This window comes from Roseicyclus salinarum, assembly GCF_029624655.1.
Lineage (GTDB): Bacteria > Pseudomonadota > Alphaproteobacteria > Rhodobacterales > Rhodobacteraceae > Roseibacterium > Roseibacterium salinarum.
This window is the reverse complement of sequence record NZ_JARRSA010000006.1, coordinates 100,771-112,351: the sequence shown is the minus strand read 5'-3', so window position 1 is coordinate 112,351 and position 11,581 is coordinate 100,771. Positions and strand designations below refer to the sequence as shown.

The 11,581-nt window shown below is 60.5% G+C and carries 11 protein-coding genes; 4 read left to right on the top strand and 7 right to left on the bottom strand.

Features of this window, described 5'->3' with window-relative positions; translation table 11 throughout:
* Positions 1 to 81 precede the first annotated feature (81 nt).
* The gene (locus P6F26_RS05670) at positions 82 to 771 is read right to left on the bottom strand and encodes a COG3904 family protein (protein WP_278027684.1); all 690 of its coding nucleotides are present in this window, start codon (positions 769 to 771) and stop codon (positions 82 to 84) included.
* A gap of 685 nt (positions 772 to 1,456) precedes the next feature.
* Here P6F26_RS05670 and P6F26_RS05665 point away from each other — a divergent pair.
* Entirely contained in the window at positions 1,457 to 2,005 is a 549-nt protein-coding gene (locus tag P6F26_RS05665; protein WP_278027683.1) for a uracil-DNA glycosylase family protein, read from the top strand.
* A gap of 803 nt (positions 2,006 to 2,808) precedes the next feature.
* Here P6F26_RS05665 and P6F26_RS05660 read toward each other — a convergent pair.
* The 4 genes from P6F26_RS05660 to P6F26_RS05645 form a co-directional block, all read right to left on the bottom strand.
* Positions 2,809 to 3,213 carry a hypothetical protein gene (locus P6F26_RS05660; protein WP_278027682.1) on the bottom strand — a complete coding sequence of 135 codons (405 nt, stop codon included), beginning with the start codon at positions 3,211 to 3,213 and terminating at the stop codon, positions 2,809 to 2,811.
* 112 nt (positions 3,214 to 3,325) lie between these two features.
* A complete protein-coding gene (locus P6F26_RS05655; RefSeq protein ID WP_278027681.1) occupies positions 3,326 to 3,682 on the bottom strand; it encodes a hypothetical protein in 357 nt (118 codons plus the stop codon).
* 3 nt (positions 3,683 to 3,685) lie between these two features.
* Complete coding sequence (locus tag P6F26_RS05650) at positions 3,686 to 3,871, bottom strand: helix-turn-helix transcriptional regulator (protein ID WP_278027680.1); 186 nt, start codon at positions 3,869 to 3,871, stop codon at positions 3,686 to 3,688.
* Positions 3,872 to 4,853: 982 nt separating this feature from the next.
* Positions 4,854 to 5,489 (bottom strand): hypothetical protein, encoded by a 636-nt coding sequence (locus P6F26_RS05645; RefSeq protein WP_278027679.1) that lies wholly within the window; start codon positions 5,487 to 5,489, stop codon positions 4,854 to 4,856.
* A 354-nt stretch (positions 5,490 to 5,843) separates the two neighbouring features.
* On the opposite strand from P6F26_RS05645, the gene P6F26_RS05640 reads away from it, so the two are divergent.
* Positions 5,844 to 6,200 carry a PepSY domain-containing protein gene (locus P6F26_RS05640; protein ID WP_278027678.1) on the top strand — a complete coding sequence of 119 codons (357 nt, stop codon included), beginning with the start codon at positions 5,844 to 5,846 and terminating at the stop codon, positions 6,198 to 6,200.
* A 380-nt stretch (positions 6,201 to 6,580) separates the two neighbouring features.
* On the opposite strand, the gene P6F26_RS05635 is transcribed toward P6F26_RS05640, so the two are convergent.
* Together P6F26_RS05635 and P6F26_RS05630 are read right to left on the bottom strand one after the other, a co-directional pair.
* Positions 6,581 to 7,213: a tyrosine-type recombinase/integrase gene (locus P6F26_RS05635; RefSeq protein WP_278027677.1), complete on the bottom strand. Its 633-nt coding sequence runs from the start codon at positions 7,211 to 7,213 to the stop codon at positions 6,581 to 6,583.
* Between the two features lie 273 nt (positions 7,214 to 7,486).
* Positions 7,487 to 8,623, bottom strand: a complete 1,137-nt coding sequence (locus tag P6F26_RS05630; RefSeq protein WP_278027754.1) for an MFS transporter — start codon at positions 8,621 to 8,623, stop codon at positions 7,487 to 7,489.
* A gap of 222 nt (positions 8,624 to 8,845) precedes the next feature.
* Between P6F26_RS05630 and P6F26_RS05625 the strand changes: the two genes are divergently transcribed.
* Both P6F26_RS05625 and P6F26_RS05620 read left to right on the top strand, forming a co-directional pair.
* Complete coding sequence (locus P6F26_RS05625; protein ID WP_278027676.1) at positions 8,846 to 10,123, top strand: APC family permease; 1,278 nt, start codon at positions 8,846 to 8,848, stop codon at positions 10,121 to 10,123.
* A complete protein-coding gene (locus P6F26_RS05620) occupies positions 10,123 to 11,475 on the top strand; it encodes an APC family permease (RefSeq protein ID WP_278027675.1) in 1,353 nt (450 codons plus the stop codon). The genes P6F26_RS05625 and P6F26_RS05620 overlap by 1 nt, the downstream gene beginning before the upstream one ends.
* Positions 11,476 to 11,581: the final 106 nt, after the last annotated feature.

The window sequence follows — 11,581 nt, the reverse complement described above, 5'->3', positions numbered from 1 at the left end:
CGAGGCCGTCCGACAATGATTTCCGTAAGCGATGCCGCTGATATCGACCACTTTTCGTGCTTGTCGGTCGGCGTCCCAAGCCTAGTCACCGGTCCCAGAATATACCCGAAACCGCGAAGCTGATTGTTCATCAATCCAGAGGACATCGTGTGATGGTGTTTCTGACAGAACAGTGAGTAGCCCCGGATCTATCCCAGAATCGGCCAACCATTCGCTGAGCCGAGCAGCTTCCCTATACCCAAGTTGGTATGCTTGACCCACACACTCGACTATCACCTGCGCATCACGTTCAGCTTGTGTTGAGGTGTCACCATCGTAATGTCGGCGCACGATATCCGCAAAGGAATTTGCACCAATTACAAGGCCGGTAACCTGCTCACACACAGTCATAACGTTATTCGGCGAAAGGTTCAAAAATGGAAGATGAAGGCCCAAACGTGCGCCATCATGAATGATACGCTCTGAGCCAGCAAAAAAGATTATGGCGCAAGCAGAAGCGCATTCTTCACCAGCAATTATTTCGGTGGTCAGCCGATTTCTTCTAATGACCTCGCCGATCTCGTAAGCGGCCGTCAACGTCCCCCCTGGTCCGCGCAATGCCACGGTTTCAATGGAATGCTGTGTGAGCACGCCCTCAAACTGAGCTACATCGCTGTCCGTTATCTCGCCCATGACATAGACAACAGACTGACCTGGCAACACGAGCAATTCTGCTGCGTTTGCCGGGAAGAACGCTAGCGCCAGAAGTGCTGAAAGGGCTGCCGACTTCATGATGCGACTTCCAAGTTATTGTGCGAGTTACGATTTAGTGACGCTCTCCGACGAAACGGCCAGCTGGTGGCAGCATCGTTTAACGAGGGCTGGACAGCAAGCGCGCTGTTAATGCTCGGTTGGGTTCCGACGATCGATGGCCTAGAGCCAAGACACACAACCAGATCGTGACGTTCGCGACGACGCAGATGGCTGAGCCGCCGCACACGGGGCCAGCCTACCACTATCGTGAACCGCCTGCGCCAGAACCTGCGGCGTTGGCCGACGATGACGACGAGCTCGTGTATTTCGAGTCAGCTGCCAGGGCGCGCGCCTGACGCGCAAAGGACCTGCCTCAGCGCCATCTAGCCCGCTCAGGCGTAGGAGTAGGAGGCTTCTACCTCGCCCGAAACGCTCCAGCACGCCTCCCAGCGCTTCCCGCTACCACGAGAGAGGATTATTCAGGGATACACAGTCAAGCGCCCGCACAACGGGGCGGACATAAGGCCCCGGACACCATCATGAAGCCGTCCGCAAGCGACCAGTTCCGAAAGGTTGCGTATCCTCAGCACGCCTGCAGTTGACGGCAAGATGCAACTAAGTGCGAAGTATCGTATCGCGCCAGGCGAACAAAATAAGGGCATCAGGGGCGCAACGAGTGCAGGAGGGGTGGTCAGAATCCATCCCGCGCGAGGGCAAAGGGTTGATGACCATGCGCGATGCGTGCCATCGCCGTTTTATGGACATAGCCAAAGCATATGCTGAACTCGGAGAGCGGCGCGGATGGGACATGCCTGCGCTCGCTCCGTATCATTGCGGCCCGTATCGCGTCGCGCTTTTGCTGCAGGACCCTGGCAGTCCTTATACAGCCGGCAGCGGCGCGCAGGTCACCAGGATGATCGGCGTGCGCAACCCGGACCCAACTGCCCGCTTTTTAAGGGCAGCTCTCGATGCAATCGGCGCGGGCCACCACCAACTGCTCGTGCTGAACTCGCTTCCTGCTTTTGGAATGCGTATCAACCAAGAAAACCTGCGCGATGGAGCTGAACTGAACTCCACCTTATTGCGCCTATCAGGTGTGACGCGCCTCGTTTTCGCCGATGCCATTGCCCGGAAGGCCCAGAAATTCATGACGCTCAACCCCGACTCCATGATTTGGCACGTCCCGCACCCAAGCCGACGGGGCTTGAACAGTATTCCCAACGGGCGTGATGTCTTTCGCGAGGCGATACGCGAAGCATTTTCTGCCAAATAAGCTTTGCACATACCTGCCCCCCATTTTGCCGAGGTATGCTCCTCCTCGTTAGGGAGAACCTCGCCGGAGACCATCCGGAGCCCGAAGGCCGCATACTCAGTTGCTCTCGCCCACCCTAAGGTGAGCTACGCCTTTCGACGCATCTGCCGGCCTATTTTTTAGGGCTGCGCCAACGTGGACCGACTTCGCCGGGGGTCTATTCCGGCGCTCTCGGGTTCCACGGCGTTGGACCCTCACGGGGCTTCCGCGCCTCGGACCTGGTTGGAATGGGGACACCAGAGCCAGGATTTGGTTCATGCGTTTGCCCGCTATTTCCCTTGGGGCGGGCCAGGTCGCCTTGGGCCGGCCTGGCAGAGGGACGGCTCCCTCCCCGCTGATTTCGCTCAACGGTCAGAAGCTAGGGCGGATGTGAGACGTACCCGGCTCGGCGTCCGGTTTGCTCCCATAGATTGACGCGCCCGCCCCTCGCCCAACGCGGGCGCGTGTGCGTCATTCGTGAGGTTGAAGCGCCCGCTCCCGCCAAGCCGCGAGGTGGAGCATCGACGCCCGCTTAGGCAGACGTGCGAGGGCTTCCCCGCGGTCGCCCGTGAAGGACTGCCAGAGCCGCCTGGCGGCTTTTCTGGTCACGCAGAACGACCGACTTGCCCAGCGGGCTCCAGCATCGCTTTCAGCGCCGCTCACGCGGCGTTGGATTATGTATTGAAGCGCGTCCTTGCTGAGCACGATGCGCCAGCTGCAGCGGCGATGTGTCTCGCCGTCATAGCTGTCATCGGTCTCCCGGTGTGAGCTCGAAACGAGGCTTCTCATGCGCGCCCCCTTTCGACCGGGAGCGACACAACGTTTGCCGCCCCGAAATCACGTTCGGATAATTCTTTACTACGGGCGGAAGTGGCTTCCGGCTTTTCTTCCGGAAATACTTCCGGGTTTAAGAGGGCTCGCAGCTTCTCAAGCAGCGGCGGGGAAGGGTTGGCTCCACTGTTTACCAACCATTGCTTTAGCCCAAGGTAGTCGATCCGCCACGCGGTTGCCTTGCCTCGCCCGCCGTGGCGAAACGCAACTGGTGCCACGACACAGCAATTCTCCCACGCCTTGAAGTTGGTGCGCGCCTGCCTCTCGGAGCATCGTCCCCAATGCGCCATCTTTCTCATACCGGGCCAGCACTCCATATCGCGCTTCACCAGCCGCATTCGCACGAAGTGAGCGACCATCTTCGGGAGTTGCTCCGACTGAGTCCGGGTCACCGTTGGGGCTGCGTTCCTTAGGCAGTTCCGGAGGTGCCGCTCAGCGTCAATGATGGCCTTGAGTGGCGCCGGAATGGTCTCAGGGGCCATGGCGCACCTCCACGACCATCGTCGTGTCCAAATCGACGTATGCCCGCCCTTTCGCGTCGCTTCGGCCGATGCGCAGTGGCAAGCCACCAGCGCCCAGCGTCTTGGCAAGCTCGAGATCCGAGCCGGAGAGGCGCAGACCTTCTAGCGGCGCTGCGCAAGGCCCTGAGAGTAGTTTTGCGGCGGGCCCCGACACGCTGCTGATCACGCCTCCATGAAAGGTCACTTCGACGCTATGGCACGCAGCAAAATTGTTCTCTAGGGTGCGGGTGTCTGCCGGCACAGCATGACAATCCCGCGCCCGGTCCGCGTCGCAACACGCGGCCGGGTGCAACTTGTTTTTCGGCATGGCTCACGCTGCCTCCTGCCGCGCTTCAATCCACTCAGCGATCTCGCGCGACCGCCATGCGACTGCCTTTAGGCCGATGCGAACGGGCCGGGGAAATCTCCCTTCTGCCATCGCGGCATAGAGCGAGGACCTGGAAAGTCCCGTCATGGCTTCAACTTCACGACGGCGAAGAAGTCTGTCGGTGGCCATTATGGCGTCTCCTCTTTAACACGCCTCCAATCGGACGCGTGGAAAGGCTGCACCAAGCCTAGCGTGACAGCGATGCACCGACCGGGTCCAGTATTGCCCGGAGCATTCCAGTCTTCCTCTTTTCTTCATGAATACAGAAACTTGCAACGACCGGTGTTCGCAAAGAAGCCGCCATTCATATCGTTGAGCGATCTGTCCGCTCAGCGGACAAAGCCGCCTGATGCTGGCGCAGCAACATCCATTCCGGCATCACGACCGATTCACGGTGTGCTTCGCGGCGCCGCAGCACGCCGTCCCCGAAGCAGTCATTGAACCCGGACAATCGGGCCGGAATCCAAACCAGCTGTTCGCCGCGTCGGCCTGAGATGGCTCAAATGCGGACCTCTCTGCCGTTCGGTGCGTTCGCAAAAAACCGAAATCCAAACGTCGTCCAGCCATCGTCCGGTAGGACGAAGAACGGCCTGCGTCCTGCTGAAGGGTTTCATTGCACCGAGCGCCGGGATAACGTCAGAGATACAATATCGCACATCCGCTCCGACCGCAGAGATGCCGGGAGGGACATGCAGAACGGCCAAGATCTGGCCGAGCAGGTTTGGCACTCGAGACGCCCCAGCCGGTGTTCAAGAGCTTGATCCGCGCAGCATAGGCGGCAACTGATGCGGTCGATCAACTTTCGGACGGACCGGGCGCGGGATGGTAGCTTGGAAGTTGCCGTCGACTGCCACGTCCTGTGTCATCCCCAAGAACCAGTTCGTCGGCACCGCCAAGGATAAGCCGTCCTGCGAAACTGCCAGTCAAGGCCACCTCGTCATCGAAGATAACCAAAGCTTCAAGGGTCAGATCGGCGTTCGCGGCTCCTGCGGTATAGATCGGGTGCGTTGCCCTCATCTGATTGTGGCGCGGAAGAAGGCCGCCGCGGGTTGTGGCCCGCGGCGGCGCGAAATCGGCAAGAGGCACGATCGAACTGCCTCTCCGACAGCATTTAATCGGTACCGGCTTCCATTGGCTCGCCATCAGGGCCGTAGAACACTATTTCGACGTCAGCGGCGAGATCCTGCTGGATACCCCGAACGGCTTGCTGCTGAAGCTGCTGCTCGATCTGTAGACGGACGTCCTCCAGCGGCGGCAACTCCTCCTCTGTCTGCTCGGCGATCTGGTCATAGGTTTGCTGCACCGCTTCATCGGTGACGCGAGCCTCGATCTCGCGCACGAGGTAAACCTGAACCAAGGCATCTTCGCGGGCCACGTCGGCGGCCTGCTCGACAATTAGCTCGACCTCGGGATCCTCACCGAGATTCTGCGCCTCGGCTTCCTGCAACAGGAGTTCTCGCAACACGATCTGCTGCACCGCCATGGAAATCAACATTTGCGGCGGCTGTTGGCGCATCCCGGGGGGTAGGCTTTCGATGAACTCAGTCACGTCAGCTCCGGAGATCTCAGCCTCCCCCACCGACGCGACCAACTGGTCCGGGCTTATCAATTGTGAAACGCTAGATTGGGTCTGGCTTTCGCCGGACCCCGATGACCCGCTTTCCTGAGCCGTCAGCGGCGTGGTGGCGAGAGCAGCAATCATCGCGATACCTACAGTGGTGCGGCGCAAAAGAACCTTGGAAGTCATGTTGTTTCTCCTTTGGATGTTTCGGCTTGGGGGAAACAGGCCGACCGTTCGTTTGGAAAAACCCCGGGTTTCAGGGCGCCAACACATGCGCCCCCTCCGCAGTTCCTTCATGAAGTCCTTGATGAGGATCGCGGCCGGGCTCAGTCCCGCCAATCGCCGCAGACGATTTGAAGGCCCTCTGTCGGAAAACGCACCGCGTGCTGCAAAGGACACTGCCTGTGCCCACCCGCCTTTTGTGGAGACCGCAGCATCAAGGGCTGGGAACAGGGGCCGCACAGGATGAGAGCGGGGAACCAAAGGGAAATGTATGGGTTTTTGGGGGAGACAAGTCCAAGAAAGAAAGGACTACACCCCATGACCAAGACATTCCTGAGCACGACCGCCTGCTGTTTCCTTCTGGCGACCGCAGCGGTGGCGCAGACCGACGATACCATGATGGAAGACGAGGTGACGCAAGAAGAGATGACGGCGGCTGACGAAGCGGCTGACGTCATGTTCGTCGAAATCTACGGCGACGCCGCGCCCGCCTACATGACCACCACCGAAGCCATCGATCGCATGATGGCGATGGGCTACACCAACGTCCATGACCTGGATGTTGAGTGGGGCCGCTACGAGGTGGAGGCTTACGCGCCCGACGGCAACGAGGTCGAGATCGAGTTCGACCCCGTGACCGGTGCCATTCTGGATATTTCAGACAACTGGTTCTAATCGGGGCAACGCGTCCCCTGATCGCCATGGGGATGGTCGCGTTTCCATTCCATCGGCATCCGTTGGCAAGGGCGGCGCGACCGGTTCGGTGGCGCCGCCCTTGCCATCGACCGGATGCGACAAAGCGACGGCTCTTGAAGACCGTCGGACACGGTCCGGATCAGTGACCATCACGTCCGCAAGAACGCCATCGCCTAGTCGCGCAATGCGGTCTGAACCGGCCATTCACGTTTGCGGCAGCGAACGTCGGCGTCCCGCCCATCCCGTCGACTGCCGCGCCCAACACCAAGGTCCGCAAAGGGCTCCGAACGGCCGCTGCGGTCAGATGTGAGCAGCGTCCGGTCTGGGATGGCGGACGACGGCTGCCGTCCGCCAAGAGTTCATATGTCGATCTTTTCGGCGATGCTCAGCGCATCGTCGAGTTCGACGCCGAGGTATCGGATCGTGCTGTCCACCTTGGTATGACCAAGCAGGAGTTGAACCGCGCGCAGATTGCCGGTTTTCCGGTAGATTAACGCGGCCTTGGTTCGCCTGAGAGAATGCGTGCCGTATCCGCTTGGATCGAGCCCGATTGCACACACCCAATCGTGAACGAGACGCGCGTACTGTCTCGTGGAGATGTGTGGTGAGCCGTGGAACCTGCTGGGGAAAAGGAACACCTGACCAAGCATGGGTGCCGATGTCACCCACGCGAGCACAGATCTACGCGTGTTCTCGGACACTTCGAATTGAACTGGCCGTCCGGTCTTTCTCTGGACGACGGACGCGCGGTTGCGGACGGAGCCGCCGGCGACGAGGTCCACGACCCTGAGGCGAACCAAGTCACAGCCGCGAAGCTTGCTGTCGATCGCGAGATTGAACAGCGCCAGGTCGCGCAGGTTGTCCGCGAGCTCGAGCCGCGCGCGAATAGCCCAGACCTGCCTTGGCAGGAGAGGGCGTTTCTGGCCGATCAGCCGCCCCTTGTTCCACGGCGGACGCTGCGGTCTGGTTGCTGGAAGCTGGATTCTGGACATGGTGAGGTCTCCATCCAGCCCTCCCACACCAGGCACTGGCACTATGCCAACGTGTGCAGCATACCACTTCTGAATGAATGACCGCTTCGCGGCCGGAGGATCCAACGCCCGTCTCGGCGGCGCAGTAGCCTGCTCCGAGCCCAAAATTACCGCTTCTGCACGGCGCAGGAATGTCCGGTTCACTCGTCTGCGTCCGCCTCGGACTTGGTAGCGTGCTCGGTGCCGGGTTCATGTTCGGCCGGCTGTAGGTGCTGAAGAACTTCAGCACAGTTGTCAGGACGATCCAATCGTTGACGCCTTCTCTCTGATGCTGTCGGGCTTCAACAGAAATGCAGTGGCTAGCGCGACTGCGGCCGCACCGACGAACATCGGTTTAGAGCCGAAGGCCGATGATGCCACGCCTGCGAGCACAGGTCCGACGATATTGCCTACGCCAGTGATCAAGAGCGCCGCCGTGAAGCTGAGCGAGGGAAGGTCAGGAAACAGCTCTTCCGACCAGAAGGATAACACCGCACTGATCATCATCACGAAGGCGCCTTGCGAGCCAGCCGAAAAGATGACGGCGCCCCACGATGACGGAAACCATGCGATAAGTGCAAAGGAGAGTGCTGCCCCGTAAGCTAGGATGCGCAAAAGCCAGGTCAGGCCAATTGCGCGCTTGATCCTTGCCGTCAGGAGCCCAACCAGTCCAAGCGCCCCGTAAGCGATGAAGACGACCGCGCCATTCGCCTGCAGGGGCAAACCGGTGAGTCCGCCTTGATCGGCCACACGGTCGGCGGCGAAGGTGACGTATACGCCATTTGTCGCACCAAATAGGAGCGCAACAAGATAGAGGGGAATCGCCGAGCGTGTGGCGAGAGCGCACCATCTTCTTGGCGGAGCTTCGCCCGCCGGTTCGGCGGTATCCTTTAAGGCGACCAGGTTGCCAATTGCTACTACAGCTGCACTTGCAGCGAAGACTGCCCACACGACGCGCCAACTGAATCCAAAAATGGCGAGCGACAGGGCAAGAGCACCGGCGATTATCACCCCAACTGCCGTTCCCGAACTGATAACCGACAATGCTCTAGGACGATCACCTTCGTAGAGCAGACGTCGGACTGCGAGGTTGAACGGCGTCCAGGAAAACCCGGCACTGGCGCTGGCCAAAAAGATACCGATGGCAAGTACAATGACGCTCTGGGCCACAGCTACGGTAGTGAGGCCTGCGGTTGCGGCTATCATGCCGATCACTGTCGCGCGGCGAGGCCCTCTGAGAGCGATCAGTTTATATGAGCAGATCAGCCCAACAAAGAAAGCTGCGAAGCCCAGGCTCGAGATAACGCCTGCGGTTTGCGTCGAAATCGAAAAAGCTTCACGGAACTGCGGAAGAAAAAGGCCAAATCCGACCCGGGCTGGGCCGAAGGCTATAGCGGTTGCGGCAGATCCCGCTAATGCGATACGAGTGAGCGTTTGAATTTGCGAACTCCTGTCACTTGAAACAAGTTTGGCGGCCTGAAAAAAGTTCCGCCGAAAGTTAGGTGTATTAAGGGAGGGCCAGCATCAGGTGCAGGCCAGGCGGGCTTGTCACCCGCTTTTCAGCGCTCAGATTTCCCGAGCATCGCCTCGTCGCGTGAACGCCGAAAGCTGTCGATGCCGCGGCCGCAGGAACTTCTCGCCGCAACGAGCGTTTTCAGCGCGATGAACGAAGATCGACCGCAAACAGGGCAACTCGAGCGCTCCATTTCGCTGCCTGAACTCGTTTTCTACGGCGTTGGAACCATCCTCGGCGCAGGAATATTCGTCGTGATCGGCGAAGTGATCGGTCAATCCGGGAAGCTCGCCCCTCTGTCATATGCTCTTGCAGGCGGTGTTGCGTTGGCCACGGCATTGTCCTATGCCGAAATTTCCGCGCGGATACCGACCGCCGGCGGTCCGATCGATTACGTCGAAGCCGCGAGTGGAAGTTTCGCAGCCGGGTCAACGGTTGGTTGGTTGCTGATGGCGGCCAATACGGTGTCGGCGGCCACGATAACCAGCGGTTTCATCGGATACTTGAGCGTATTTGCGGAAGTGCCGGACTGGGCGGTTGCGCTGGGTGTGATCGGCGCGCTCACTGCGATCGCAGCCGTTGGAATGAAGACCAGCACGCATTTCATGGCCGTGACGACCACCATCGGCATCGCCACACTCCTCGCGGTGGTCTGGGCGACGCGCGATGGCCTTACGGCCGCGCCGACCGAAGCACTGAACGAATTGGAAGGCATGTCGCTGGTCACGGTCGCGGGATTGTTCTCAGGCGCGTTTCTGGCCCTCTACTCCTTCATCGGGTTCGGAGATATGGCACTGACTGCCGAGGAAGTGAAAGACGTCGAAAGGACCATGCCCCGCGCGATCGTCATCGCCTTCGTCATCGTCTTCGCCTTCTACCTCCTGGTTTCGATCGCCGTCGTCGGCGCGGGGCCAACGAAAGCCATTGCCGAGGCAGAGGCCCCCCTCGTCGCCGCGGTGACGCGTGAAGGGTGGCCAGCCTGGCCCGTAGGCTTGGCGAGTCTCTGCGTGATCGTGAACGGCGCCTTGACCCAGATGATCGGTGCGTCGCGGCTGCTGATGGATATCGGGCGCGACGGTCGGGGCGCGCCTGAAATAGTGGGAAAGGTCAATACGCGGACCGATACGCCGCTGGTGGCCACCGGAACGATCGCGTTCATCGTCATCGTCCTGGCCACGCTCGTCCCGCTCAAATCGCTGGCCGAAGCCACCAGTCTGATCGTTCTTCTGGTTTTCGTGGCCGTGAACGCTGCCCTGCTCGCCCTGAAGCGCCACGATCAGCCATCGGACGTTCCGAACGTGTGGATCGGTGTGCCGGTGATCGGCGCAACGACCTGCGCGGCAGCTGCCTGTGCTCAATTGGTCCAGTGGGTGACCTGATGAAGAGGGACGCCGATGACGCCGAACCCGATCGCGATGGTGGGCTCAGGCGGACGATGGGGCTTCTCCCCATCACCGCATTGGGCGTAGGCGCCATGGTGGGGGCGGGAGTCTTCGTTCTCACCGGATTGGCCGCCGGCGAAGCGGGGCCGGCGCTGGTACTCGTCTTCGCTCTCAACGGTTGCATCGCGCTGGTCATCGGTGGCTGCTACGCGGAACTGGCCACCATGATGCCGCGAGCGGGCGGCGCCTATATCTGGGCGAGGCCCGCCCTAGGCGACATAATGGGGTTCTTCACTGGCTGGTGCAGCTGGTTTGCCCAGACAGTCGCCTGTGCCTTCTATGCGATCTCTTTCGGAACGTTTGCGGCCGAGCTCGTTGCGGAATTCGGCGGCGGCGGCCTTGACCCGACCATCATGGCGATGACAATTTTGGCCTTGCTGGTGGGGACCAATCTTATCGGCACGGGCAGTTCCGGCGTGTCACAGGTTGTTCTGGCCGGGCTGCAGATGGGCGTCATCGCCGTGTTTATAGGCTTCGGTCTGTCCGAATTATTTGGCTCCGCCGAGCCAAGCGAACCCTTCGTCCCTTTCCTGCCCGAGGGTCCCATTGGCGTCCTGGCGGCCATGGGCCTAACCTTCATCGCCTTCGAGGGCTTCGAGATCATCGTCCAGAGCAGTGAAGAAGCCCGCGCGCCAAGCCGGATGATCCCGCGAGCGATCGGGCTCAGCATCTGCATCGTCGTTCTCGTATACGTTCTCACTGCGGTCGTCTTGATCGGGACGGTCGAGGCGCCGGAGGGGGCGTCCACGCACGAGCACCTGGCGAGCCTGGGCGAGATGGGCGTGATCGAGGCCGGACGAACGGTGATGCCGTTCGGAAAGACCATCCTCCTTGTCGCGGCGCTTGCGAGCACGGCAAGCGCTCTGAACGCCACGGTGTTCGGCGCAAGCCGAGTGGCTGTTGCGATGGCGCGGACCGGTGATTTGCCGGACCTCTTCAAATCCGTGTCGGAACGGGGCGCACCTGTTCCGGCGCTTTTGCTCATTGCGGGGATAGTTGCTGGGTTTCTGCTGCTTCTGCCAATCAAGGACATCGCGGCCAGTACCGACATTATGTTCATCATCGTGTTCACTCTGGTCGCCGTAAGTCTACAGCGCCTTCGCGGGAAGAGATCGGACAGGGACCGTCCCTTCCGCTTGCCGCTGGTCCCCTGGACAACCGGCTTCGTGATCGCGAGCGGCGTCGCGCTCTCGCTGTCGCTCGGACATGTCAGCCTGGCAGCGTGGGTCGTCGCCGCGGGGTGGACCGCATTGGGCCTAGGTTACAAGTTTTGGCTTTCGAAATGGTAGATGACGCCCATTGGGAGCCATTCGAACATGAGGAGAATGGGCCGTTCGCGGTCAAGCCCTGCGAGTGGGTTCCATGGGGCGCGATATGTCGAGGCCCCAAAATGGG